At 73.0% G+C, this 24,037-nt stretch carries 22 protein-coding genes and 2 tRNA genes; 14 read left to right on the forward strand and 10 right to left on the reverse strand.

Going from position 1 to position 24,037, the window contains the following annotated elements:
• The first annotated feature begins 176 nt into the window (after positions 1–176).
• From EV383_RS04940 to EV383_RS04955, 4 genes are all read left to right on the forward strand, one after another.
• A complete protein-coding gene (locus EV383_RS04940) occupies positions 177–2,222 on the forward strand; it encodes an ATP-dependent DNA helicase UvrD2 (RefSeq protein WP_242623411.1) in 2,046 nt (681 codons plus the stop codon).
• A 644-nt stretch (positions 2,223–2,866) separates the two neighbouring features.
• Positions 2,867–3,085: a hypothetical protein gene (locus EV383_RS04945; protein WP_130288806.1), complete on the forward strand. Its 219-nt coding sequence runs from the start codon at positions 2,867–2,869 to the stop codon at positions 3,083–3,085.
• 169 nt (positions 3,086–3,254) lie between these two features.
• Complete coding sequence (locus tag EV383_RS04950; RefSeq protein ID WP_130288807.1) at positions 3,255–3,599, forward strand: WhiB family transcriptional regulator; 345 nt, start codon at positions 3,255–3,257, stop codon at positions 3,597–3,599.
• Between the two features lie 58 nt (positions 3,600–3,657).
• On the forward strand, positions 3,658–3,903 hold the full coding sequence (locus EV383_RS04955) for a hypothetical protein (protein WP_130288808.1): 246 nt from the start codon (positions 3,658–3,660) through the stop codon (positions 3,901–3,903).
• Positions 3,904–3,991: 88 nt separating this feature from the next.
• Here EV383_RS04955 and EV383_RS04960 read toward each other — a convergent pair whose 3' ends face one another.
• Both EV383_RS04960 and EV383_RS04965 read right to left on the reverse strand, forming a co-directional pair.
• A complete protein-coding gene (locus EV383_RS04960; RefSeq protein WP_130288809.1) occupies positions 3,992–5,326 on the reverse strand; it encodes an ABC1 kinase family protein in 1,335 nt (444 codons plus the stop codon).
• A complete protein-coding gene (locus tag EV383_RS04965) occupies positions 5,323–6,387 on the reverse strand; it encodes a TOMM precursor leader peptide-binding protein (RefSeq protein ID WP_130288810.1) in 1,065 nt (354 codons plus the stop codon). The genes EV383_RS04960 and EV383_RS04965 overlap by 4 nt, the downstream gene beginning before the upstream one ends.
• A gap of 229 nt (positions 6,388–6,616) precedes the next feature.
• Here EV383_RS04965 and EV383_RS04970 point away from each other — a divergent pair, with 229 nt between their 5' ends.
• Complete coding sequence (locus EV383_RS04970; RefSeq protein WP_242622902.1) at positions 6,617–7,252, forward strand: M48 metallopeptidase family protein; 636 nt, start codon at positions 6,617–6,619, stop codon at positions 7,250–7,252.
• A 78-nt stretch (positions 7,253–7,330) separates the two neighbouring features.
• Here the strand turns inward: EV383_RS04970 and EV383_RS04975 are convergent, their stop codons facing one another.
• Positions 7,331–8,833, reverse strand: a complete 1,503-nt coding sequence (locus EV383_RS04975; protein WP_130288811.1) for a zinc-dependent metalloprotease — start codon at positions 8,831–8,833, stop codon at positions 7,331–7,333.
• A 119-nt stretch (positions 8,834–8,952) separates the two neighbouring features.
• On the reverse strand, positions 8,953–9,957 hold the full coding sequence (locus EV383_RS04980; protein WP_130288812.1) for a YlbL family protein: 1,005 nt from the start codon (positions 9,955–9,957) through the stop codon (positions 8,953–8,955).
• Positions 9,958–10,174: 217 nt separating this feature from the next.
• Between EV383_RS04980 and EV383_RS04985 the strand changes: the two genes are divergently transcribed.
• Both EV383_RS04985 and EV383_RS04990 read left to right on the forward strand, forming a co-directional pair.
• Positions 10,175–13,063 carry a UPF0182 family protein gene (locus EV383_RS04985; RefSeq protein ID WP_207223438.1) on the forward strand — a complete coding sequence of 963 codons (2,889 nt, stop codon included), beginning with the start codon at positions 10,175–10,177 and terminating at the stop codon, positions 13,061–13,063.
• A gap of 102 nt (positions 13,064–13,165) precedes the next feature.
• Positions 13,166–13,239, forward strand: a tRNA-Met gene (locus EV383_RS04990).
• Positions 13,240–13,291: 52 nt separating this feature from the next.
• On the opposite strand, the gene EV383_RS04995 is transcribed toward EV383_RS04990, so the two are convergent.
• Positions 13,292–13,804 carry a GNAT family N-acetyltransferase gene (locus EV383_RS04995; protein ID WP_165438237.1) on the reverse strand — a complete coding sequence of 171 codons (513 nt, stop codon included), beginning with the start codon at positions 13,802–13,804 and terminating at the stop codon, positions 13,292–13,294.
• A 115-nt stretch (positions 13,805–13,919) separates the two neighbouring features.
• Between EV383_RS04995 and EV383_RS05000 the strand changes: the two genes are divergently transcribed.
• Positions 13,920–13,996: transfer RNA gene (locus tag EV383_RS05000), tRNA-Met, on the forward strand.
• A gap of 51 nt (positions 13,997–14,047) precedes the next feature.
• Here EV383_RS05000 and EV383_RS05005 read toward each other — a convergent pair.
• A complete protein-coding gene (locus tag EV383_RS05005) occupies positions 14,048–14,650 on the reverse strand; it encodes a class I SAM-dependent methyltransferase (protein WP_207223439.1) in 603 nt (200 codons plus the stop codon).
• A gap of 33 nt (positions 14,651–14,683) precedes the next feature.
• On the opposite strand from EV383_RS05005, the gene EV383_RS05010 reads away from it, so the two are divergent.
• A complete protein-coding gene (locus EV383_RS05010) occupies positions 14,684–14,911 on the forward strand; it encodes an RNA-binding S4 domain-containing protein (RefSeq protein WP_130288814.1) in 228 nt (75 codons plus the stop codon).
• A 421-nt stretch (positions 14,912–15,332) separates the two neighbouring features.
• Here the strand turns inward: EV383_RS05010 and EV383_RS05015 are convergent, their stop codons facing one another.
• Both EV383_RS05015 and EV383_RS05020 read right to left on the reverse strand, forming a co-directional pair.
• Positions 15,333–17,378, reverse strand: a complete 2,046-nt coding sequence (locus EV383_RS05015; protein ID WP_130288815.1) for an acyltransferase family protein — start codon at positions 17,376–17,378, stop codon at positions 15,333–15,335.
• Positions 17,379–17,537: 159 nt separating this feature from the next.
• Positions 17,538–18,410: a transglycosylase SLT domain-containing protein gene (locus EV383_RS05020; protein WP_207223440.1), complete on the reverse strand. Its 873-nt coding sequence runs from the start codon at positions 18,408–18,410 to the stop codon at positions 17,538–17,540.
• Positions 18,411–18,845: 435 nt separating this feature from the next.
• On the opposite strand from EV383_RS05020, the gene soxR reads away from it, so the two are divergent.
• The gene (gene soxR, locus EV383_RS05025) at positions 18,846–19,316 is read left to right on the forward strand and encodes a redox-sensitive transcriptional activator SoxR (RefSeq protein ID WP_130288816.1); all 471 of its coding nucleotides are present in this window, start codon (positions 18,846–18,848) and stop codon (positions 19,314–19,316) included.
• A 108-nt stretch (positions 19,317–19,424) separates the two neighbouring features.
• Positions 19,425–20,177 carry a tyrosine-protein phosphatase gene (locus EV383_RS05030; protein ID WP_130288817.1) on the forward strand — a complete coding sequence of 251 codons (753 nt, stop codon included), beginning with the start codon at positions 19,425–19,427 and terminating at the stop codon, positions 20,175–20,177.
• A gap of 12 nt (positions 20,178–20,189) precedes the next feature.
• Here the strand turns inward: EV383_RS05030 and EV383_RS05035 are convergent, their stop codons facing one another.
• Positions 20,190–20,582 (reverse strand): hypothetical protein, encoded by a 393-nt coding sequence (locus EV383_RS05035; RefSeq protein WP_130288818.1) that lies wholly within the window; start codon positions 20,580–20,582, stop codon positions 20,190–20,192.
• Between the two features lie 6 nt (positions 20,583–20,588).
• Positions 20,589–20,831, reverse strand: coding sequence for a ribbon-helix-helix domain-containing protein (locus EV383_RS05040; RefSeq protein WP_130288819.1), 243 nt, complete (start codon positions 20,829–20,831; stop codon positions 20,589–20,591).
• A gap of 166 nt (positions 20,832–20,997) precedes the next feature.
• Here EV383_RS05040 and EV383_RS05045 point away from each other — a divergent pair, with 166 nt between their 5' ends.
• The 3 genes from EV383_RS05045 (at position 20,998) to EV383_RS05055 (ending at position 24,008) form a co-directional block, all read left to right on the forward strand.
• A complete protein-coding gene (locus EV383_RS05045) occupies positions 20,998–22,167 on the forward strand; it encodes an acyl-CoA dehydrogenase family protein (protein WP_130288820.1) in 1,170 nt (389 codons plus the stop codon).
• Positions 22,168–22,175: 8 nt separating this feature from the next.
• Positions 22,176–23,189, forward strand: coding sequence for an acyl-CoA dehydrogenase family protein (locus EV383_RS05050; RefSeq protein ID WP_130288821.1), 1,014 nt, complete (start codon positions 22,176–22,178; stop codon positions 23,187–23,189).
• A 312-nt stretch (positions 23,190–23,501) separates the two neighbouring features.
• Positions 23,502–24,008, forward strand: coding sequence for a PadR family transcriptional regulator (locus EV383_RS05055; RefSeq protein WP_130288822.1), 507 nt, complete (start codon positions 23,502–23,504; stop codon positions 24,006–24,008).
• Positions 24,009–24,037: the final 29 nt, after the last annotated feature.

The following is a 24,037-nucleotide window of genomic DNA, read 5'->3' on the forward strand; positions in this document are numbered from 1 at the left end:
CGGGTACAACCACCGTGCACGTCCGGATCTTCCCGCGGTGGGGGCCTTCACACCCGCGACGCGTCCGGCGGTCGCGTCGGGGTTCCGTCGGGGGTGGGTGTCAGGATGGGGTCGTGTCCCGAACCGCTCCCGGCCCCCGCGCGACCGACGCCTCCACCCCCGGTCCCGGAACCGGCCTGGTCGAGGGGCTCGACCCCGAACAGCACGCCGCGGTCACCGCCCCGCGCGGGCCGGTCTGCGTGCTGGCCGGCGCCGGTACCGGCAAGACCCGCACCATCACCCGCCGGATCGCGCACCTGGTCGCGGACGGGCACGTCGCCCCGGGGCAGGTCCTGGCCGTCACGTTCACGGCGCGGGCCGCGGGGGAGCTGCGGACCCGGCTCCGGGCACTCGACGCGTCCGGGGTGCAGGCCAGGACGTTCCACGCCGCGGCCCTGCGCCAGCTGCGCTACTTCTGGCCGCGCGTCGTCGGCGGGCCGCACTGGCAGCTCGTCGAGGGCAAGCTGCGGATCATCGGCCAGGCCGCCGCCCGCGCCCGGGCCGGCACCGACTCCGACGCCCTGCGCGACCTCGCCTCGGAGATCGAGTGGGCCAAGTCGAGCCTGGTCTCGCCCTCGGACTACCCGGCCGAGGCGGCCCGCCGCAAGCGCGACACGCCCGGCCCGGCGGAGCAGGTCGCCGCCGTCTACGCCGCCTACGAGGAGCTCAAGAACGCCGCCGAGGTCCTCGACTTCGACGACCTGCTGCTGCACACCGCCGTCGCCCTGGAGGAGCACGCCGGGGTCGCCGAGGAGTTCCGCTCCCGCTACCGCTGCTTCGTCGTCGACGAGTACCAGGACGTCACGCCGCTGCAGCAGCGCCTGCTCGACGCCTGGCTCGGTGAGCGCGACGACCTCACCGTCGTCGGCGACGCGAACCAGACGATCTACACCTTCGCCGGGGCGTCGCCGCGCTACCTGCTCGACTTCCCGCGCCGCTTCCCGGAGGCGACGGTGGTGCGCCTGCAGCGCGACTACCGTTCCACCCCGCAGATCGTCTCCAGCGCCAACCAGCTGATCGCGGGCGCGCGCAACCGCCCCGCCGGTAGCCGGCTGCAGCTGATCGGGCAGCTTCCGCCGGGGCCGGACCCGGACTTCTCCGAGCACGACGACGAGCCCGCCGAGGCGGCCGCCGTCGCCGGGCGGATCAAGACCCTCGTCGCCGACGGCACCCCGCCGTCGGAGATCGCGATCCTGTTCCGGATCAACGCCCAGTCCGAGGCCTACGAGCAGGCGCTCACCGAGCTGGGCCTGCCGTACCAGGTGCGCGGCGGTGAGCGGTTCTTCGCCCGCCAGGAGGTCCGGCGGGCGATGATCGCGCTGCGCGGCGCGGCGCCGGACCAGCGGCCCGGCACCGACATGGTCACGGTCACCCGCGCAGTGCTGACGGCGCGCGCCGGCCTGACCGACGAGCCGCCGCAGGGTGCGACGGCCCGGGCCCAGTGGGAGTCGCTGCTCGCACTCGTCGGGCTGGCCGAGGAGCTCGCCGCCGTCGAGCCGGAGGCCGACCTGGCCCGGTTCGTCGCCGAGCTGGACACCCGCGCCGACGCCGCGCACCCGCCGGTCGTGCAGGGCGTCACGCTGGCCTCGCTGCACGCGGCGAAGGGGCTGGAGTGGGACGCGGTGTTCCTGGTCGGCCTGGCCGACGGCACGCTGCCGATCCAGCACGCCGAGGGCGACGAGACCGCGACCGAGGAGGAACGCCGACTGTTCTACGTCGGCATCACCCGGGCCCGCCGGGTGCTGTCGATGTCGTGGGCGCTGGCCCGGGCGTCGGGACGGGGTCGCCCGCGTCGCCGGAGCCGGTTCCTGCACGGCCTGATACCGGACTCGCACCCGGCGTCGCGGATCGCGGGGGAGCGCCGACCCGGCGCGGCCCGGCCCAAGTGCCGGGTCTGCGGTACGCCGCTGTTCGGCACGGAGGCGACGAAGCTCCTCCGCTGCGCCGACTGCCCGTCCGACGTCGACCTCGAGCTGCTGGACCGGCTCAAGCAGTGGCGGGCGGGCGCGGCGAAGGAGCAGAGCGTTCCGGCCTACGTGGTGCTCACCGACGCCACCCTCACCGCGATCGCCGAGCAACGCCCGGCCGACCCGGCGTCGCTGGTCGGCATCCCCGGGATCGGCGCGGCCAAACTGGACCGCTACGGCGAGCAGGTCCTCGCCCTCGTCGCCGAGGAGAACTGAGCCGGCCGTAGCCGCGCGGCACGTCCGGTCGGGCACCACGGCCCCGGCCGGCACCACGGCTCCGGCCGGGGCCCGCGACGCGCACTGATCGTCGCGCCGCGCGCGGACCGACCTTCCGCGTACGTGGCCGCGAGCGCGGGACGACGTCCACCGCGCGGGACGGCGGTCGTCGCGGCCACGACGGTGAGCGCGTTCCGGCCCACCGTGTCGCAGGACCAGCGAACGGCACGCTCGTCGGAAAGGTTCCGACCACCGTGCCGCTCGTTCGATCCGCAGTCGGCGATGCGGGGCGACGGCCCGTCCAGCGAGCGGCACGCTCGTCGGAAAGGTTGCGACAGCAGTGCCGCCCGTCGGACCGGAGGGCCGGGGCGGGGCCGCGCGGGCCGGTGGACCGGGCCGGGCGGGCCGGGGCCGGGGGACCGGGCGGGGGACGGAGGCCGGGATCGGCGCGGTGCAGGGCTGTCACCTGCGTCGATCTTGGACGGTGACACTCACGCGAATTCCGAAGTATCAACTCGTTTAATCGGTTGTGCGCCGGTCTCCGGTCCTTCTACAGTCGACTACACCGAACGGCCGAAGGGCTGTTCGATACTCCGATCCACCGCGCGACGAGCGCACACGAGACGCCGAGGGAGGTGCCCCGAATGAACACGAACACGATCGCGATGTACGGCGACGACGTCCGGTTCGACGTGCTGTCCGGGCGTGCCGCCGGCGGCGTCCTGTGCTCCCCGGGCTCCTCCGTGCTCCCGGTGTGGCGCGTGCGCGTCACCGATGGGGGTTTCGCACCCGTCGTCGCGCCGATCGCGAACAAGCACAACTCCACACGTGTGTCCGTTCCCGGATGCCGAGGTACCACCTAGTCCTCGACAGACGACGGCCGATTCTCATCGGGGCCGCGGAACCCACACACAGGGGTCCGCGGCCCCGATTTTTTTGTCCCTACACACAGCAGTACCCCCATCCAGCGCAGTACCGACCAAGGAGGACCGACAGGTGCTAGTGCGATCAGCTCCGTGCGAGAGCGGAGTGATGGCGTCGGCCGAGTGCGGGGGCGGCAACACCGCCGACGTGCTGTCCGGCCTGCTCAGCGCGGCCCCGGAGACCGGGCAGGACCTGCCCTGTCGTCGCGAGGACGCCGACATGTGGTTCGCCGAGGCCCCGAACGAGCTGGAGCGGGCGAAGTCGCTCTGCGCCGGCTGTCCGGTCCGGGCCGAGTGCCTCGACGGAGCGCTGTCCCGGGCCGAGCCCTGGGGCGTCTGGGGCGGCGAGATCTTCGAGCGTGGACGGGTGATCCCCCGCAAGCGCCCGCGGGGTCGTCCGCGCAAGGCCGACCTGGAGCGCGACCGGGCCTACGCCCTGGCCGCCGGAAGCTGAACCCGGCCCGTCCGAACCACCCGCCACCGACATCACCGACACCCGCAGGAGACCTCCGATGAACCAGCTCATGACGGCACCGCGCCCGGCCACCGCCTCCCGCAAGCCGACCGACCACCGCTCCGAGGGAGCCCCCATGTTGATCCATGAAGCCCTGGCGAGATCCCGACAGCACGAGGCCGAACGCGAGGCCCGGCAGTACCGCCGGGCCCGCAGTCTGACCGCGGGCCGGCGATGGGCCCGTCTCGCCGCGTGGGCACAGCGCCGGGCACAGGCCGAGCGCGAGCGCGCCGCCGCCGGCTGATCCACCCGGCCGACGCCGTAGGGACACGACGACGCCCCCGACCCGGAGATCCCGGATCGGGGGCGTCGTCGTGTCAGCGCCGGCGGGACTACTCGCCCGCGGCGGGAAGCCCGTCGTCGAACAGCTCCGGCTGCCAGGACCCGACGATGTCGCGCAGCCGAACGCGCGCGTCGAGCTGGCAGAGGATGCCCAGCGTCCCCATCGTCACCCGGTGCACGAGCAGGAACTGCGGCGGCAGGTTCAGCTGCCGTGCCGTCGCGGCCTCCGGGTTGCGCAGGTCGCCGACCCGCTCGGCCTGGCTCTGGATCCAGCGCCGGCTGAAGTGGAACTCCTCGGTGCGCAACGGCTCGGTGAACGGGGCCAGGTAGCCCATCGCCTCGTCCGCGTCGAGGTGGCTGCCCGGGAGCACGAACCCGGCGTCGCGCATCAGCGTCATCAGCTCGGCCGAGCGGTACTCCAGCGCGTACTTCGTCATCGCCACGAGCTCGTGCGGCATGCCCTCGGGCAGCCGCGCGACCGCGCCGAAGTCCAGGACCAGCAGGCGGCCGTCGTCGAGGATCTGGAAGTTGCCCGGGTGCGGGTCGGAGTGCAGCAGGTGTGCCCGCGTGGGCGAGGAGTAGTGGAACTCCGAGAGCAGCGTGCCCGCGGCGTCGCGCTCGGTGCGGGTGCCGTCACGGATCACCTCGGACAGCGGACGCCCGGTGACCCACTCGCTGACCATGGCCTTCGGCGCGGAGGCGACGACCCGCGGGACGACGACGTTCTCGTCGTCCTCGAAGATCGCGCCGAACTCGCGCTGGTAGGTGGCCTCGTCGCGGTAGTCGAGCTCCTCCTCCATCCGGTCCTTGAGCTCGGTGATCAGCGGCTTGAGCTCCAGTCCGGGCGCGAGCGGCTGCAGCAGCCTGCTCATCCGGCCGAGCTGGCGCAGGTCCGAACGCAGCGCCTCCTCCGCTCCCGGGTACTGCACCTTCACCGCGACGTCGCGACCGTCCCGCCACACCGCGCGGTGCACCTGCCCGATGCTGGCCGACGCGGCCGGGGTGTCGTCGAACTCCTGGAAGCGGGTCCGCCAGGTGCTGCCGAACTGCTCGGTGAGCATCCGGTGCACGTCGGCCTTCGGCATCGGCGGCGCCGCGGCCTGCAGCTTGACCAGGGCCTCCCGGTACGGCTCGGCGAACTCGTCCGGGATCGCCGCCTCGAACACGCTCAGGGCCTGCCCGAACTTCATGGCTCCGCCCTTGAGCTCGCCCAGCACGGCGAACAGCTGCTCGGCGCTCTTCGCGGCGAGCTGGGCCGAGATCTCGTCCCGATCACCGCCGGCCAGGCGTCGGCCCCACCCCGCGGCCGCCCGTCCGGCCACGCCCAGGGGCAGGCCGGCGAGCTTGGCGGTGCGCGAAGCGGTTCGTCGGGGTATGTCGCTCACCCCCCGATTGTCTCCCGCCACGGGGCATGTCCGCACGCCGCACCCGCCGTCGCGGCCCGATCGGCGTGTCCCGCAGCGGTGTCCGGCACGGCCGCGCCGCACGGGCAGCCGGGGTGCGCAGGCCACACGCGGGTGACGACGGCGGCGGAGTCCAGATCCAGCTCGAGCGTGGCGTCCAGGGTCGGCGGGGGAGGCCCGCCGGTCGACGGGCCGTCCAGGGCCAGCAGCGCCTGCACCGACCCCAGCGCGGCGGTCGCGGCGAGCACGCCGGGCTCCGCGGACCCGGTCCGGCCGGCCAGCGCGGCGGTCAGGGCGGGCCACCCGGGGTCGAGCGCCGTCCGGTGCAGATCGAGGCAGCGCAGGCAGGCCGTGCGCCCGGGCAGCACGAGCGGCCCGACGACGCCGCGCCCGTCGCGTACCCGCACCACCAGGTGCTCGACGGCGCGCGAGGTCAGGGCGTCGGCCTCGTCGAGCCCGCGGGCCAGGGCGTCGGTGAGCACCACGAGGTCCGGCGGGGTGCGGCCCTGTGAACCCGTCCTGACCTGGGGTGCGACCCCCGTAAGCAGCTCCGCCGCGACGAGCGACCGGTCGAGGCCCAGCGTCCGCGCGGGCAGCCCGGCCACGAGCAGGTCGGACGGCTCGACCGGTCCGGACGTCCGCAGGTGCACGGCCCCGACGCCCGCCCGGGCCACCGCCGCGGCCACGGCGAGCGCCAGCGGGCCGTCCCCGCGCACCTCGACGACGGAGTCCGCCCGGCGGCGGCCGAGGAGCTCCGCGGCCCGGGCGTCGCGCAGGAGCCCGGCGGAGAACAACGCGTGCAGCAGCGCGGCGGCGGTGCCCGGATCGGCGCCGCGCCCGGTCGCCCGCCGCAGGAGTCCCGACGTGTCCGTCGCGGCGGCCCCGAGCTCGTCGAGCATCGCCGCCGTCGCGGGGCAGAGGTCCTCCAACACCCGTCCGAGCGACGGGTCGAGACCCACCTGCCGTGAGTCCGGACCGCGGACCAGGACGGAGAGATGGGGGGCGAGCATCAGCCGGGACGGCAGCCCGCGAGGGTGAGACATCGCACGATCGTGCACGTCACAGCGGCCGGGCGGACCCGCTCGGCGCGCCCGTTCACACCCGCACACTCCGCGCTGGTCCGAACGGGCGCCGGCGTTCCTCCCGGTCGGGCACACGGTGTTGCTGCCGCACAGCGTCACCGGGCGCCGTCGCACACCGACACCGCGGCCGACGGTTCCCGACCGTCCGGGGGCGGCGCGGTGCGGCCCCCGCGGGCCTACGCTGGGGGGCATGGGCAGTACCCCTGTCGTCGAGGTCCGTCGCAGTGCACGACGCCGCCGGATGGTCAGCGCCCGGCGCGAGGGCGACACCGTCATCGTGTTCATCCCCGGCTGGATGAGCGAGCGCGAGGAACACGACTGGGTCGCGGAGATGGTCCGGCGGCTCGAGCGCAGCGAGCGCAAGCGCCGCTCCCCGGGCCGTCGCGGCGACGACGCGTTGTTCCGCCGCGGCTCCGAGCTCTCCACCCGGTACCTGGAGGGCAAGGCCCGTCCGGTGTCGATCCGCTGGGTGGCGCCGATGCGCACCCGCTGGGCTTCCTGCACCCCCGACGACGGCACGATCCGGGTCAGCGAGCGCCTGCGGGACGTCCCGGGCTGGGTCGTGGACTACGTGCTCGTCCACGAGCTCGCGCACCTGCTCTCGGCCGCGCACGACGAGGCGTTCTGGGCCTGGGTGCACCGCTACCCGAAGGCCGAGCGGGCGATCGGCTACCTCGAGGGGCTCAGCGCTGCCGCGGCTCTCGGGATGGTTGGCGTGGACGGTGACGGCGCGGACGAGCCCGACGACACGACGACCGGGGACACGGTCGACGGACCCGCCACCGTCAACGGCCCCACCGAGCCGGACGCCGTCGCAGCGGGCTAGGACGCCCGTCCACGCGCACCCGGCCGCCGGCGCGCGGTCCGTGGACCGCGCGCCCACCGGGCCGGTGCGCGCCCGGAGTCAGCTCGTGGACGTCCCGGACGGGCCGTCGTCACGCTTCGGGTCCTCGTTTGTGGGCTTCGGGTCGGTGGAGGAGTCCTGCTCACCGGCGGCCTTCTCGGCGTCGGCCTGCATCTGCTTCTCCAGCTCGGCGATCGGGTCGTCGGTCTCGAGGGACCGGCGCACGAACGCGGCCGGGTCCTCCAGGTCGTCCGCACCCGGGATCAGGTCCGGGTGCGCCCACACCGCGTCGCGTCCCGCGGAGCCGCGCTCGGCGGCGAGCAGCTGCCACAGCTCGGAGGCCGCGCGCAGCTTCCGCGGCCGCAGCTCCAGCCCGACGATCGTGGCGAACGCCTGCTCGGCCGGCCCGCCGGAGGCGCGACGGCGGCGCATGGTCTCGCGCATCGCCTCCGCACCGGGCAGGCGCTCACCGACGGCCTCGGCCACGACGTGGTCCACCCAGCCCTCGATCAGGGCGAGCAGTGTCTCCAGCCGCGCCAGGGCGGCCTTCTGCTCCGGCGTGTCCTCCGGCTCGAACATGCCCGAGGACATGGCCTCCTGGATCGACGCCGGGTTCGACGGGTCGATGTTCTGCGCCAGCTCCTCGATCCGCGAGGTGTCCACGGTGATGCCGCGGGCGTACTCCTCGACGGTGCCGAGCAGCCGCTCCTTGAGCCAGCCGACGTGCGAGAACAGGCGCTGGTGCGCGGCCTCGCGGGCGGCCAGGTAGAGCATGACCTCACCGGCGGGCAGGTCGAGCCCCTCGGTGAACTTCGCGATCGACTCGGGGAGCAGCGCGGCGGTGCGGTCGGTCCCGATCGGGATCCCCAGCTCGGTGGAGCTGAGCACCTCGGAGGCGAGCTGGGCCAGGCCCTGGCCGAGCTGGGTGCCGAACGCCAGGCCACCCATCTGCCCGATCATCCCGAGCATCGGCCCGGCCTGCGCGCGAACCTCCTCGGGCAGTCCCTCCACCCAGGCGCCGGAGATGCGGCGGGCCACCGGGTCGCACAGCCGCTTCCAGGTGGGCATCCCGGCCTTGACCCAGTCGGTCGCCGTCCAGGCCACGACCTCGGTCGCGCCGGCCGGGAACTCGGTGGCCGGGTCCAGCCACATCTCGGCGAGCTTGAACGACTCGGCGACGGCTCGGCGCTGGTCGTCGGTCAGCGACGAGGTGGTCTGGGCGAGCTGCTGGGTCGCCATCTGCGCGGCGAGCTCGTAGTTGACCGGCCCGCCGTCGCCGCTGGTCCCGGCGTGACTGAGCATCTGGCCGAGCTGGCTGAGCATCTGGCCGAGCTGGCTGACGTCGAAACCGCCGGGGCCGCCCGCGCCCGGCATCCCGGGCATACCCGGCATCCCCGGGAACGCGGAGAAGCCGCCGGTCGGGTCGTTCGCGCCCGGCGGGAGCTTGCCGAAACCGAACGGGTCCTGGGGGCCCTCGCCCCCGTCGCCCTTGCCCGTGCCGTCCCCGGACTCGCGGTCGCGGTCGCGGTCGGAGGAACCGAAGCCGAAGGGCACATCACTCATGGCGTCCACCGTACGCGGGAGCGGATGCCCGTGTGGCCGCGCTCCGGCCCTGGTGGGCGCCTGTTCACCCAGAGCGTGACCCCACGGGGTGACGCTGTGAGGGGAGGCCGGGGCGACGGTCAGGAGCAGCCCCGCGGGGTGCCTCCGGCCCGGATCGTGTCCAGCGCCGTCACCGCGTCGGTGACCGTGCCGACGCGGGCCAGCTGCAGGCCGTCGGGCACCTCGGAGGCCGCCTCGGCGCAGTTGTCCGCGGGCACCAGGAACGTCTGCGCCCCGACCTCGGAGGCCTTGAGCATCTTGAACCGGATCCCGCTGATCGGGCCGACCGTGCCCTCCGGGGTGATGGTCCCGGTGCCGGCGATGAACCGGCCACCGGTGAGCTCACCAGGGGTGAGCTTGTCGACCAGGGCGAGGGTGAACATCAGCCCGGCCGACGGCCCGCCCACGTCGCCGAGGGTGATGGAGAGACGGTCGCCGTCGGCGGGCGCGGTGGCGGGGGTGATGCCGAGGAACGCCCGCGCCGGGTCGCCCGGGTAGGCCGACGGCGTCACCGACACCTCGCGCACCGGGTCGTCGCCCCGCTGGGTCCGCAGCGCCAGCGGCGTTCCCGGCCGCGCTCCCTTGAGGATCTCCAGCAGCATCGGGACCGACGAGACCGGACGGCCGGCGACGGCGACGATCCGGTCGCCCTCGGCCAGAACGCCGGACGAGGGTGAGTCGGCGGTCAGTGCGCCGACCGTCACCCGCGTCGGGAGCCGGAGGTAGGTCAGGGCCGCGGCCTCGGCGTTGGCCACCGAGCTGTCGAACTCCTGCTTGTTCGCCGAGGAGACCTCTTCGGACGAGAGGTTCGGCGGGTAGAGCGTGTACCGCGGGGCGAGCTGGTGGTCGCCGGAGAACCAGAGCCCCATCGCCTGGAACGCGGTCATCCCGTCGGTGACGCCGACCGTCGTCATGTTGAGGTGCCCGGACGTCGGGTAGGTGGGCAGCCCGTCGGCCGAGACGACCTGTTTGCCCTGGTAGACGTCGAGAGTGTTGACCGTCGGGCCCGGCCCGAGCGAGACCACGGGGGCCGGTACGACGGACCCCGCCACGGCGATTCCCAGCAGCAGGAGGAGCGCCGTCATCCACGACGAAGATCGACCACTCACGGACGCACCCTACGGGTATCTCACCCGGACGGGCGCGCGCTCCCCCTTTCCCGAACACGGATGCGGGGTATTCCCACCGGGAACTCACGCGTTCTCCGTAGAGTTGGGCAGACAGTGGGACAACCGCGCCGTCTCTCCCCGCCGGCCGGTCGCCCGCTCCTGATTCCCGAAGTACTGGAGCGTGACCGTGTCCATGCGGCCCCCCGTGGGAGCGCCGTCGTTGTCCCGGCGTACCCGGATCCTGCTCATCGCCGCAGGTGTCCTGGTCATCCTTCTGCTGGGTGGTTCCCGGCTGGTCAACTTCTATGTCGACTGGCTGTGGTTCGGCGAGGTCGGCTTCCGCAACGTGTTGACCACCCGGCTGTTCACCCAGGTCGTGCAGTTCCTGGTGATCGCCCTGCTCGTCGGCGGCCTCGTGGCGCTGACGCTGTGGATCGCCTACCGGTTCCGGCCGGTCTTCGTGCCGGTCTCCGGCCCCGAGGACCCGGTGGCCCGGTACCGCACGGTGATCATCCAGCGCCTGCGCCTGTTCGCCGTCGGCATCCCGGTCGTGATCGGCATCATCGCCGGGCTGGCCGCGCAGGGTGACTGGCAGACGGTGCAGATGTTCCTGCACTCGACGCCGTTCGGTGTGGCGGACCCGGAGTTCGGCAACGACGTGTCGTTCTACGCGTTCACCCTGCCGTTCCTGCGGCTCGTGCTGACCTGGCTGTTCGTCTCGGTGGCGATCTGCTTCGTGGTCGCGCTGGTGACGCACTATCTGTTCGGCGGCATCCGCCTCACCGGCCGTTCCGGGCAGGTCTCGTCCGCCGCACGCGCCCAGCTGGCCGTGCTGGCGGGTGTGTTCGTGCTGCTCAAGGCCGTCGGCTACTGGTTCGACCGGTACGAGCTGCTGTTCTCCCAGCGCAACGCGAACTTCACCGGCGCCACCTACACCGACCTCAACGCCGTCCTCCCGGCGAAGATCATCCTGCTGATCATCTCGGTGATCTGTGCGGGCGCCTTCTTCGCCGCGGTGTTCCGGCGCAACCTGCAGATCCCGGCCGTCGCGCTGGTGATGCTCGTCATCTCCTCGATCCTGGTCGGCGCGGCCTGGCCCGCGGTGCTGCAGCAGTTCGTGGTCGCCCCGAACGCGAACGAGCGCGAGGCCCCGTCGATCCAGCGCAACATCGACGCCACCCGCGCGGCGTTCGGTCTGACCCCGGACAAGGTCGACATCCAGGACTACAGCGGGACGTCGACGGCGACCCCGGCGCAGGTCCGCTCGGACACCGCGACGATCCCGAACATCCGCCTGCTCGACCCGGGCAAGCTGAACAAGACGTTCACCCAGCTCCAGCAGCGACGGAACTTCTACGGGTTCTCCAGCTCGCTCGACATCGACCGCTACACCGTCCGCGGGCAGACCCAGGACTACGTGATCGCGGCGCGTGAGCTCGACCAGAGCGCGCTGGTCGGCAACCAGACCGACTGGATCAACAAGCACCTCGTCTACACGCACGGCAACGGCGTCGTCTACGCGCCGGCCAACCAGGTCAACGCGGCTCTGGAGGACACCGGCGGCCAGGGCGGCCTGCCGCGGTTCAGCGTCAGCGACACCCAGGCCCAGGGCACCATCCCGGTGCAGCAGCCCCGCATCTACTACAGCGAGCTGCTCAACAACGAGTACTCGATCGTCGGTGCCGGGCCCGAGGACGGGCCGCGCGAGTACGACTCGGACACCCAGCAGTACACCTACGACGGCGCCGGCGGCGTCCCGATCGGCGGGCTGGGCAACCGGATGGCGTTCGCGCTGGCCTACGGCGAGCGCAACATCCTGTTCAACAGCTCGATCAACGAGAACTCGCGGATCCTCTACAACCGCGACCCCTCGCAGCGGGTCAAGGACGTCGCGCCGTGGCTGACCGTCGACAACGACTCGTACCCGGCGGTCGTCGACGGCCGGGTCCAGTGGATCATCGACGGCTACACGACGCTGCAGAACTACCCGTACGCCGCGCAGGTCCCGCTGGGTGAGGCGACGTCGGACAGCCGTCTCGGCGCGCAGGGCCAGCAGCTGCCCAACGACAACATCAGCTACCTGCGCAACTCGGTGAAGGCGACCGTCGACGCCTACGACGGCTCGATCAAGCTCTACGCCTTCGACGAGACCGACCCGGTGCTGCAGACGTGGGAGAAGGCGTTCCCGGGCTCGGTCCTGCCGAAGTCCGACATCTCGCCGTCGCTCAACGAGCACCTGCGCTACCCGGAGGACCAGTTCAAGGTCCAGCGGGAGCTGCTGACGCGCTACCACGTCAGCGACCCGGGGGAGTTCTTCTCCACGGTGTCGTTCTGGGACGTGCCGTCGGACCCGACGGTGCAGGGCAACACCGGTTCCTCGCAGGACGCGCAGCCGCCGTACTACATCCTGGCCGGGCTGCCCGGTCAGCCGGAGGCGTCGTTCCAGCTGACGAGTGCGCTGGTCAGCCTGCGACGGCAGTTCCTGGCGTCGTACATGTCGGTGGACTCCGATCCGGAGAACTACGGCAAGATCACGGTGCTGCAGTTGCCCAGTGACACCCAGACGCTCGGCCCGCAACAGGTGCAGGCCCAGTTCCTCGGCTCACCCCAGGTTTCCCAGGAGCTGAACCTGCTCCGGCAGAACCAGACCACGATCGACTACGGCAACCTGCTGACGTTGCCGGTGGCCGGTGGTCTGCTCTACGTGGAGCCGGTCTACATCGAACGGGCCGGGCAGGACTCGTCCTACCCCCAGCTGGCCCGCGTGCTGGTGAGCTACGGCGGCCGGGTCGGCTACGACCCGAGCCTGTCCGAGGCGCTGGACCAGATCTTCGGGGCCGGTGCCGGGACCGCGGCGACGGGCACGACGCCGACCCCGACGACCCCCGCCGCCCCCGGAACGGCGACCACGCCGGCGACCCCGGGCGCTCCGAACGCGGCACAGACGGCGGCGGCCGGCGAGATCCGGTCGGCGCTCACCGAGCTCAAGGCGGCCCAGGCGGCCGGTGACTTCGCCAAGCAGGGTCAGGCGCTCGCCGCGCTCGACGCCGCGGTCGCGAAGTTCCAGTCGTCCGGAGGCTGACCGGCAGGGGGTGCCCGGGGAGACGTTCCCCGGGCACCCCCTGGCTCGGCCGCGAGATCGTCCGGTGTAGTGTTCACGGCACAACGAAATACAGAAACACGGCGCGGGGTGGAGCAGCTCGGTAGCTCGCTGGGCTCATAACCCAGAGGTCGTAGGTTCGAATCCTACCCCCGCTACTCATCGCGAAGGCCCCCGGAGAGATCCGGGGGCCTTCGTCGTTCCCGCACGTCAGAGCGCCGGTTTGTCCATCATGACCGCGCCCGGGACCGGGGTGCCGTCGGGCAGGCGGGCCGGGCGGACGTCGCCGTATCCGGCCCGGGCGTACATACGCCGGTTGCGGACGCTGCGCTCGCCGGTGAACAGGGTGAACGTCGTGACGCCCGGCGGGGCCTGGCCCTCGGCGAAGGCGAGCAGCGCCCGTCCCAGGCCGCGCCCGGCGAGGTCCGGGGCGACCATCAGCCGTCCGATGTCCCAGGTCTTGCCGTCGGCGAGCAGGCGCGCGCCGACGCCGCCCACCAGACGTCCGTCCAGGCGCACCGTCCAGTGCGGGCGGGTCCGTACCCGCTCGCGGACCTGCTCGGCGCTCTCGTGCAGCGCGGGGACGTCGAGCCGGTCGTTCTCGATCGCCTCGGTCACCCAGCAGCAGCGCTGCAGGACCAGGATCTCGGCGGCGTCGGCCGCGCCGGCGGGCGCCAGGACCGCACCGGGCACGGGGAGCGCGTTGGTCGTCGGGGACGTCACGGGCCGACTCTAGGGCGGCGTCCGGCCGTCTCACCAGGCGTTTCGCGCGGTCCCGGTGAACAGGAGGGGGCCGTGTCGTGTCCGTGGGCGGACCGCGTAGTATTGGTTCTACCGACGCGGGGTGGAGCAGCTCGGTAGCTCGCTGGGCTCATAACCCAGAGGTCGTAGGTTCGAATCCTACCCCCGCTACCACGACGAAGGCCCCGGACCGGCTGGTCCGGGGCCTTCGTTCTGTTCGGGGTTCTACGAGGTGGAGGGGCGCACCTCGAGTACCCGGAAGCCGCGGTCGGACGTGAGCCGGCTCGTCGGGAAGCCCTGCTCGTCGAGCCAGCGGGCCAGCGAGTCCGAGCCGAGGTTCTTGGACACCACCAGGTACGCCACCCCGGCCGGGTCGAGCCGCGGGAGCCAGCGCAGCAGCATCTCGTGCAGTGCGGCCTTGCCGGAGCGGATCGGCGGGTTGGAGTAGATGCCGGCGAAGACGACGTCGTCGGGCACCTCGTCCGGGCGGCAGGCCGTCACGTTGCCCAGCCCCGCCGCGTCTGCGTTCGCCCGGGTGAGCCCGAGCGCACGGTCGTTGAGGTCGATCGCCCACACCGGCAGCCGGCGTCGCCGGGTGGCCAGGGTGAGCGCGATCGGCCCGTACCCGCAGCCCAGGTCCAGCAGCGGCCCGCGGGTGGACGGCATCGGGGCGGAGTCGAGCAGGACCTTCGTCCCGCGGTCCACGCGGCTCTGGGAGAACACCCCGGAGTCGGTCGCCAGCGTGAGGTCGACGCCGTCCGTGTGCAGGCGCACCGTGCCGGGCCTGCTGGGGGCCGTGGGATCGGCGGTGAAGTAGTGGTCCTGCACGCGGACGGATCCTACGGCGCGCATCATGGGGTCATGAGTGGAGCACCGATCATGGACGTGCCGATCGACTCGGAACCCATCCGGATCGGCCAGTTCCTCAAGCTCGCCGGCCTGGCCGAGGACGGCGGGCACGCCCGCGAGCTGCTCGAGTCCGGCGACGTGACCCTCAACGGCCGCCCGGAGAACCGCCGCGGTGCCCAGCTCAAGGCCGGCGACGTGGTCGCGGTCGCCGGCCACAAGGTGCGCCCGACCATCGGCTGACCCCGCCGGCCGCTGCCCGGCCGCGCCGCTTCCCCGCCACGGCACGGCCCGGCGCGGCGTCGAGAGTCCTGAAGGCTTCCCTCGCTCACGCAGGAGTCCCGAAGAGTCCCCTCGGGCTCATCAGCCCAGGGCCCCGCCGGCCCGACGCCCGCCCGCCTCGGTCCCGAGGGGGCCCTCGCGCGGTGGCGGGTGCACTCCGGCCGACGGTGCGCCACCGGTGATCCGAGAGGTCCTGAAGGGTCCCCTCGCTCACGCGGGCGTCCCGAAGGATCCCCTCGTGTCTCGAGGCGCGGGGGACGTGCCGCGTCCCCCGGCCGCCCCCACGTGTCCCGGGGGTCCCCTTGCTCACCAGGGTGTCCCGGAGGGTCCCCTCGGGGCGCCCGGGGCCCGGGGCCCGGCGCTCGGGGCCCGGCGCACGGGCTCACCAGCCCAGTGTCGTCTCCAGGTGGCGCTCGATCACTGGAGCGAGCGACGCGGTGAACGTGGACGTCAGGTGGTTGTCGTCCATGTAGACGAGGACGTTGCCGACCTCGCTGGGGCAGGAGCGGGCGTCGCAGAGGTGGTCGGCCATGTCCACGAACGAGACGTTCGGCGGCACGTCGGGCGCCATCGTGTAGCTGGGCAGGGCCGGGTAGACGGCCTCGCGCTCGAGCCCGCAGGCGTCGGCGTGCCGGCCGTTGCCGCTCACACAGTCCGGCACCGAGAACCCGGGGCGCGGGTTGTCCCGCAGGCCGACGACGGGGATGCCGGCATCGTGCATCCGCCACCACTGCGCGACGAACCCGGGCGGGGTCTGCTCGGTCTGCCCGGGCCGGACGTCGCGGCTGGCCAGGGTGAACACGGCGTCGGGCTGCAGGGCCGTCAGCTCGTCGGCGGCCAGGGCGTTCCAGGCGGTACAGCCCTCGTCGGCCGGGTCGACCTCGGAGGCGGTGGAGAACGGGCACGCACCGCGGAACATGACCACGAGCTCCCAGTTGCGCTGGGCCGCGATCGGGATCAGGGCGCCGGTGTACTGCTGGGCGTGCGAGTCCCCGATGACGGCGACGGTGCGCTCCGGCGGCGCGTCCCCGGGCGGCGGGATCCGGCACACCTCGACCTCGGGACGCTCCGGCGACGGGCCGCAGAGCCAGGTCCCGGTGCGGTAGCTCCAGTCGTCGCCCGCCTGCACCAGCGACGGCAGCAGCGGCGCGTCGTCGACGTCGGTGCCGGCGAAGGTGAACGTCGGGTCCAGCGCCCCGGCGCCCGGGTGGGCGGGGGAGCCGACCTCGACGCCCGGCTGCGCCCGGACCGTCGCGACGCCCTGCCAGGCCCCGCACAGCAGCAGCACGGTGCCGGCCATCGCCAGCCCGGTACGCAGCGCGACCCGCGGACGCGCCCGCTGCAACGGCTGCTCGACGAAGCGGTGGGTCAGCACCGCCAGCACCAGCGCCGCCGCGATCACGCCGAGGCCGCCGACGAGGCCGGGCTGCGACCATCCGGTCAGCACCAGCGTGAGGATCAGGATCGGCCAGTGCCAGAGGTAGAGCGGGAAGCTGATGTCGCCGAGCCGATGCATCAGCGGGGTGACGAGCAACCGGTCCGCGCCGAAGCGGTGCCCGGTCCGCCCGGCCGTCAGGACGAGTGCGGCGGCCAGGGTGGGCCACAGCGCCACCCAGCCCGGGAAGGCGTCCTGCACCGGGAGCAGGAACCCGCAGGAGACCAGGGCGGCGACGCCGGTCCAGCCGAGCGCGACCCGGGTCCGGACGCCCATGACGGGCAGCTCCTCGATCCGGGTGATCCAGAGCGCGAGCAGCCCGCCGAGCGCGAACTCCCAGACGCGTGTCAGCGAGTGGAAGTAGGCCAGCGGCTGGTCGAGCGCGGTGAGCCACACCGAGAACAGCAGCGACGCCCCGCCGACGACGGCGAGGGCGACGGTGAGCGTGCGATGAAGGTCACGGGAGTCCCGGCGCGCGACGAGCGCGACGAGAGCCACCAGCAGTGGCCACACGAGGTAGAACTGCCCCTGCACCGACAGCGACCAGAAGTGCTGCGCGATCCCGGCGGCGTCGTTCTGCGCGGCGTAGTCGACCGAGTCCGCGGCGAGCTGCCAGTTGTGCAGGAACAGCGTCGAGGTGACGATCTCGCGGACGGCCGGGAGCCAGCGGCTCTCCGGCAGCAGCAGCGCTCCGGCGGCCACCGAGGCCAGCAGGACCACCCCGGCCGCGGGCAGCAGGCGGGAGAGCTGACGCGACCACGTGGCCCTCAGGTCCAGGGGCCCGCGACAGGCGGAGCGGTACAGCCCGCCGGTCACCAGGAAGCCGCTGATCAGGAAGAACACGTCCACGCCACCGGACACCCGGTTGAACCAGACGTGGTAGACGACGACCAGGGCGACGGCCAGGGCCCGCAGCCCCTGCAGCTCGGGCCGGTAGCGGGTCCGCTGCCCGGTGTCGGTCGTGGCGGGTGCTCCGGGCCCGGGCGAGGTCACGAGGTCGGGTTCCTTCCCGTCGTCTCCGGAGGTCGGGGACCGGTCGGTCCCGAACGCAGAACAGCGGCCGGCAGGAGACCTGCCGGCCGCTGGACGAACCGGTTCACGCGAGGACCGCGAGCACTCCCTGAGACCAGGCCACCTCGGTGGCCGTCGGTCTCAGTATCCCAGGTATCCGCCGCTGGAGCTGCTGCGCCCACCTGCGGCGAGCGTCTCCAGTCCGTACCGGTCGATCATGTAGCGGACGCCGGCGGTGATGTTCGCGACCGGGTCGGTGACCGACTCGTTCGCGAAGTCCGGGTGCACGTAGCGCTTGAACGTGGCCGGGATGACCTGCATGAGGCCCTCGGAGTGGTTGCCCGCGGCGGCGTTGGAGTCCCAGTTGTTGATGGCGTCCGGGTCGCCGTTGGACTCCTTGAGGATGATCCGCTTGAGGCCGGTCGCGTAGGACTGCGACAGCCCCATGTGGTCCAGGGCCTCGGCGATCCAGCCGTCGAGCCCACCGGCCGCGATCACGGAGTCGAGTTCCTTGCGGGCCGCGGCCTTCTTCGCCTCGGCCGCGGCGGCCTTCTCGTGCTCCGCGGCGATCTTCTCGGCGATCTTGCCGGCCTTGTCCAGCGAGGCGACGTCCACGTCGGACGCGGTCGCGGTCGGCGCACCGGCCTGGTGCGCGGCGGCGGGGGTCGTGTCGAAGGCGACCGGGCTGAAGTAGCCGGACGGGCTGCCGTCGGTCGACGTGGCCGAGGACGCGATCGGCGCCGACTGGGAGGCGAGCATCGTCGCCTTCGTGACGTCGGTCGAGGCGTCGGCCTCGGTGGTGCCGCCGACGTTGGTCGGGATGATCGCGGCGAACGCGCCCGAGGCGACGACGCCGAACGCGGCACCGGCCGCAGCGGTCGTCGTTCCGACCCGGCGCGCGGCCGAGGCGGGGGTGCTCGAGTGCCGCGCGGGGGAGCGGACGGCGTAGCCGGCGGGGGCCGACTGCGGAATCAGGGTCGTGCTGGTGCCGCCGGGGGAGCGGTGTGCAGGCAAGGGAACGCCCTTTCGCGATCACGGACGGCGCCGTACGAGCGGCCGGGTCGGGGGTCCCGGGTGAGCCGGTCGGGGAGGTCCGGCTCCAAGCCCGCTCGTGATCGGGCCGTGATGACCCGGAGGACCTTACGGCCAGGCGTTGATCACGACAAGCACCGGGGGCACCCGTCGGCGCGTCGGTCGCACCGTTCACCGAGATGTCGATCTTGAGGGTCGCCGACGAGTCTCGCGGTCAGCGGTGTCGCTCCTCGTTGGACGGTCGTTTTGCCAGTTCATGGGCGCCTGGACGGCGATCCGGGACCGGCGGCGGGCGGTTCGCCGACCGGTCGGAAGACCGGAATGGAGCCCGCCGCGGACCCGGTGGCCGGGCCGAACCGCCGGTAACCTGACCTCAGCTCCAGCAACGACCGGACGCCGACGATCGCATGGGCGGAGATGGACACCAAGGACCTTCTGACCATCGGTGACGTCGTGCACCGGAGCGGTTTCCCGCACTCGGCCCTGCGCTACTACGAGCGCGAGGGGCTGATCTCCGCGACGCGGACGTCCGGGGGGCAGCGCCGCTACCGCCGCAGCGAGCTGCGCCGGCTCGCGTTCATCCGCGCGGCGCGCTCGATCGGCATCGGTCTGGAGGAGGTGCGGACCGCTCTGCAGAGCCTGCCCGACGAGCGCACCCCGAACAAGGCGGACTGGACCCGGCTGTCGAAGGCCTGGCGGGCCCGGCTCGACGAGCAGGTCGAGGCGCTGGTCGCGCTGCGCGACGGGCTCGACGGCTGCATCGGCTGCGGCTGCCTGTCGATGACGACGTGCCGTCTGGTCAACCCGGACGACCAGGCCGCGGCGATGGGCGAGGGCGCCCAGGGCCTGCCCGCCGCGCTGCGTCGCCCGCCGGTGCACGGTCGCTGACGTCCGGGTCGGCAGTGCCGACCGGCGGGACCGCGGGCCGGGCGAACACCTGGTGACATCGGCGTCGAACCCGGCCCGGAGCCCCGCCCCTCCACCTAGGCTGGGGCCGTGACCGACGTGGGGCAGGACCGCTGGCTGCAGTTCGACGGGCTCTCCAACGCCCGTGACATCGGGGGGCTCCCGCTCACCGGCGGCGGGCACGTCCGCCCCGGGGTGCTGCTGCGCACCGAGGCCCTGGAGCACCTCACCCCGGGCGACGTGCGCCGGCTGCTCGACGAGCACGGCGTCCGCCAGGTGCTGGACCTGCGCACCGACCGCGAGCGTGTCGAGTACGGCCGGGGGAAGCTGGTCGCCGCCGGGGTCGACACCCACCTGCTCAGCTTCATCCCGGAGGAGGGGCGTGCCCTCCCGGAGGTGGAGGACGAGGACCTGGACCCGATGCTCCGCAACTACCTCGCCTACCTGACCGACCGCGGCCCGACCGTCGTCGACGGCGTCCGGAGGATCGCGCAGCTCGACGACGGGGCGACGATCGTGCACTGCGCCGCGGGCAAGGACCGGACCGGTGTGCTGGTCGCGCTCGTGGAGTCGGTGGCCGGGGTGCCGCGGGAGGACGTGGTCGAGGACTACGCGCTGTCCGCGACCCGGATCGAGCAGATGTTCCGGCGCTGGACGACCGAGAGCGGCGAGGAGATGCCCGAGCCGGACGAGATCGACCGGCACCGCCCGCGCGCCGAGGTGATGCGCGGCTTCCTCGAGCAGCTCGACGAGCGCCACGGCGGCCCGGTGGCGTGGCTGCAGGCCAACGGCCTCACCGACGCCGAGCTCGACCGTCTCCGGGAGCGCCTGCGCGGGGAGTGAGCCGGGGAGCTCCTACGGGAGCTCCTCGATGGACACCGCGGCGTCGAGCTTGCGCAGGGCCCCCGGGTCGCCGGTGACGGCCGGCCACCCACGGCGACGCGCCGTGCTGACGACCTGGCCGGTGACGATGTCGTCCTGCCCGGAGGCGGCCATCAGCAGCCCGGCCTCCTGGGCGGTGGTCGGGTCCAGCTCGTGGATGACGGTGTTCGGCAGCCCGAGCAGGACCTGCAGGGCCGCGTGGTGTTCGGGCTCGAGGACCGACCAGGCGCGCCCGAGGGCCGCGCTGGGGATGGCGAGCACGATGTTCTGCTCCACGGCGGCCCAGACCAGGGCCCGCACGTAGACCGGGCGACCGGTGGCGAAGGCCGCCAGCGCCGAGGAGTCGAGTACCCGTCCGCCGATCATCGCCGATCAGCCGACGGCCACGGGCGCAACCGAACACAGCGACCGCCTGGCCGCGTCCAGCTCGTCCGGGGGCGGCGGACCTCCGTAGAGGTGCGCCAGCGTGGCCAGTGAACGGTCCCGGTCCTGCCGGGACTGGACCGCCTCCGCGACGTAGGCCGAGAGGCTCGCCGCCGACCCGCGTGAGACCGCGTCCCGTGCCTCGGCCACCAGATCGGCCGGCAGGGTGACCGTCACCCGTTCACTGCGCATACCGAAATGCTACAACGCGCATACCGCCCACGCCTACTCCGCGTGACATCCGTTCGGGTCCGATGCATGTTACCGACCGGTATGCAAGGCTGGTCCGCATTCCCCGGGGCCCTGCGTCTCAGCGCAACCGGCGGCCCCGGTGACGTCGCCGCGAGGGAGCCCGTAGATGGACCTGACCTACACCGCGGCCGAGGAGGAGTTCCGTAGCGAGCTCCGTTCCTGGCTGTCGGCGAACATCCCCGACGAGTGGAGCCGTCCCGGCTTCTGGGAGTCCCTGGACGACGACGAGAGCTTCCGTCTGCGCCGGGACTGGGAGCGGGACAAGGCTCTCGCCGGGTTCGCCGGGATCCAGTGGCCGACCGAGTTCGGCGGCCGCGGCGGGACGCCCGGTATGAAGGCGATCTACGACGAGGAGACCGTCCGGGCGCAGGCTCCGCGCACGGTCAACCCGCTCGGCCTGACCTTCCTCGCCCCGACCGTGATGGCCATCGGTACGGACGCGCAGAAGAAGGAGATCATCGGCCCGATGCTGCGCAATGAGGTGATCTGGTGCCAGGGCTTCTCCGAGCCCGGCGCCGGGTCCGACCTCGCGGCGCTGTCGACCAAGGGCGTCCGCGACGGTGACGACTTCGTCGTCAACGGCCAGAAGGTCTGGACGACCAACGCCATGTACGGCGACAAGATCTTCACCATGGTCCGCACCGAGGCGGGCAGCGAGAAGCACCGCGGCATCTCGATGCTGCTGATCGACATGGACCAGCCCGGTGTGGACGCGCGCCCGCTCAAGCAGATGAGCGGCGCCAGCGAGTTCGGCGAGGTCTTCTTCTCCGACGCCCGCGTCCCGGCCACCGACTGCCTCGGCGAGATCGGTGACGGCTGGCGGACCGCGATGCTGCTGCTCTCGTTCGAGCGCGGCGCGTCGGGCATCTCGCAGTACACCGAGTTCCGCCGCCAGTACGACGAGATCGCCGCCGTGGCGCGCACGCTCGGCCGCGACACCGACCCGGTGATCCGCAACAAGCTGGCCCGGGTCCTCATCGAGCTGGAGTGCCTGAAGCTGCACTCGATGCACGTGCTCACCCGGACCGAGCAGGGCAAGGACCTCGGGTTCGAGGCGTCGATGACCAAGCTGCAGTGGTCCGAGGCGTTCCAGGACCTGTGGGAGGTCTACGACGACATCCTCGGCGAGGACGCCACGCTCGACTCGCTCGGCGACCTCGACCTGCGCCCGCTGCACGGGCAGGCCATGTGGTCGCGCTCGGTCACCATCTGGGGCGGCTCGTCCCAGGTCCAGCGCAACATCACCGCCGAGCGCGTGCTCGGCCTGCCGCGGTAGGAGAGGCCATGTTCTTCGCACTCACCGACGACCAGCGGGAGTTCGACACCGCGGTCCGCGGGTACCTGGCCGAGCGCTTCGACCTCGAGGCCGTCCGCGGCGTCGTGGAGGACGTCGACGGTGACGGGCACCCGGACTCGCTCTGGAAGGCCGCCGCCGAGCAGGGCTGGCCGGCCGTGCTCGTCCCGGAGGAGCACGAGGGTCTGGGCCTCGGACTAGTGGAGGCGCAGGTGATCGCCCGCGCGCTGGGCGCCGGCGCCGCGCCCGGTCCGTGGCGGGGCACCGTCCTGGCCGCGGAGGCGATCCGTTTCGGCGGCTCCGACGAGCAGAAGGCGCAGTGGCTGCCCAAGCTCGCCTCCGGTGAGGCCGTGGGCGCGTTCTCGCTGCGCGGTACCGCGCCGGGGGCCGTCCCGGCCGTGGAGTACGGCGCCGTCGCCGACGTCGTCGTCGTCCGGACCGAGGGCGGGCTGGGGCTGTCGACGTCGTTCACCGCGACGCCGGTCGGATCCTTCGACGGCACCACCCGGATCGCCGCACTCACCGTCGACGACGTCGAGGTGCTGCCCGGGGCCACCTCCGAGGTCCTGCGCCAGGTCACCGACCGGGCCACCGTGCTCGTCGCGGCGGACCTGGTGGGGATCGCCCGCGAGGCCGTCTCGCGCACCGTCGCCTACGACCGTGACCGTCAGCAGTTCGGCGTGCCGGTCGGCTCGTTCCAGGCGATCAAGCACGCGCTGGCCGACCTGCACGTCGGGGTCACGATGGCCGAGCACGCGGCGCTCTACGCCGCGCACGCGGTCGACGCCGGCACCGACGACGCCGACCTCGCGGTGGCCGTGGCCAAGGGCAAGGCCTCCGAGGTGGCCCTGCAGGCGACCGCCGCGATGATCCAGTACCACGGCGGCATCGGCTACACCTGGGAGCACGAGGCGCACTTCTTCTACAAGCGCGCCAAGCGTCTCGCGGGCCAGTTCGGCGACGCCGACGCCCAGCGCGAGCGGATCGCCGCGCTGACGATCTGAGTCCTCGCACGACGGCGGACGCCCCCACCCCTTCCCGGCGGACCGGCCACGGTCCGGCCGGACCGGGTGCGGGGCGTTCGTGCGTACTGGCCGGGCCGGTGCCCGACGGCCCGTCGAGGGCCCGTCCGCGCGGCATGCGCGGGAGACCGATCGCCGAACGGGCCTCCCGCCGTGTCCCGGACCGGACCGGCTCCGCAGCCTCGGGCGCTACCCGGTCCTGACCGGACGAAACGCTTGTCCCGCAGGTCATGAGCTGATCTTGGCCGGTGCACTGTGGATGCGGGGGAGCGCACATCGTGCGACCGTTTGTCGATGCCAGCCACACCCGTCAACTCCACCGCCGCCGCGCTGCTCGGTCTGCTGCACGGAGGCCCGATGACCGGTGGGCAGCTCGTGTCGGCGGCCGGGGAGCAGTTCGGACTGTTCTTCTCGGTCACCCGAAGCCAGGTCTACCGGGAGCTCCCGGTCCTCACCGAGGAGGGACTGCTCCGCCTGGGCAAGCAGGGTCCCCGCGCGTCGCAGGCCTATGTGATCACCGCGGCCGGCAAGCGCGCCTTCAAGGGCTGGCTCGCCGCCGGCGGAGAGGCCGAGGCGGTCCGAAGCCCACTGGTGCTGCGTCTGCTCAACGCCGGGTCGTTGACGGTCAAGCAGCGCGCGGAGCTGCTGCGGTCCTCGCGCGACGCCTACACCGAGCGTCTCGCCCAGGCCCGGGCCGCGGCGAAGGAGACCGAGGACCCCTACGGCCGTCCGGTCGCGGAGTTCGCCGTGGCGCACACCCGCGCCATGATCAAGCTGATCGACGCCGTCCCGGCCGAGTGACGTCGCGGTGGCGACGGGGTTTCCGCAGC

The sequence above is a fragment of the Pseudonocardia sediminis genome, from assembly GCF_004217185.1.
Classification (GTDB): Bacteria; Actinomycetota; Actinomycetes; order Mycobacteriales; family Pseudonocardiaceae; genus Pseudonocardia; species Pseudonocardia sediminis.

Coding starts and splice junctions, on each gene's coding strand:
- EV383_RS04945 (WP_130288806.1), top strand. CDS start 2,867: ATGAACACGAACACGATCGCGATGTACGGCGACGACGTCCGGTTCGAC.
- EV383_RS04950 (WP_130288807.1), top strand. CDS start 3,255: ATGGCGTCGGCCGAGTGCGGGGGCGGCAACACCGCCGACGTGCTGTCC.
- EV383_RS04955 (WP_130288808.1), top strand. CDS start 3,658: ATGAACCAGCTCATGACGGCACCGCGCCCGGCCACCGCCTCCCGCAAG.
- EV383_RS04965 (WP_130288810.1), bottom strand. CDS start 6,387: ATGTCTCACCCTCGCGGGCTGCCGTCCCGGCTGATGCTCGCCCCCCAT.
- EV383_RS04970 (WP_242622902.1), top strand. CDS start 6,617: ATGGGCAGTACCCCTGTCGTCGAGGTCCGTCGCAGTGCACGACGCCGC.
- EV383_RS04975 (WP_130288811.1), bottom strand. CDS start 8,833: ATGAGTGATGTGCCCTTCGGCTTCGGTTCCTCCGACCGCGACCGCGAC.
- EV383_RS04980 (WP_130288812.1), bottom strand. CDS start 9,957: ATGACGGCGCTCCTCCTGCTGCTGGGAATCGCCGTGGCGGGGTCCGTC.
- EV383_RS04985 (WP_207223438.1), top strand. CDS start 10,175: ATGCGGCCCCCCGTGGGAGCGCCGTCGTTGTCCCGGCGTACCCGGATC.
- EV383_RS05010 (WP_130288814.1), top strand. CDS start 14,684: ATGAGTGGAGCACCGATCATGGACGTGCCGATCGACTCGGAACCCATC.
- soxR (WP_130288816.1), top strand. CDS start 18,846: ATGGACACCAAGGACCTTCTGACCATCGGTGACGTCGTGCACCGGAGC.
- EV383_RS05035 (WP_130288818.1), bottom strand. CDS start 20,582: ATGATCGGCGGACGGGTACTCGACTCCTCGGCGCTGGCGGCCTTCGCC.
- EV383_RS05040 (WP_130288819.1), bottom strand. CDS start 20,831: ATGCGCAGTGAACGGGTGACGGTCACCCTGCCGGCCGATCTGGTGGCC.
- EV383_RS05045 (WP_130288820.1), top strand. CDS start 20,998: ATGGACCTGACCTACACCGCGGCCGAGGAGGAGTTCCGTAGCGAGCTC.
- EV383_RS05050 (WP_130288821.1), top strand. CDS start 22,176: ATGTTCTTCGCACTCACCGACGACCAGCGGGAGTTCGACACCGCGGTC.
- EV383_RS05055 (WP_130288822.1), top strand. CDS start 23,502: ATGCCAGCCACACCCGTCAACTCCACCGCCGCCGCGCTGCTCGGTCTG.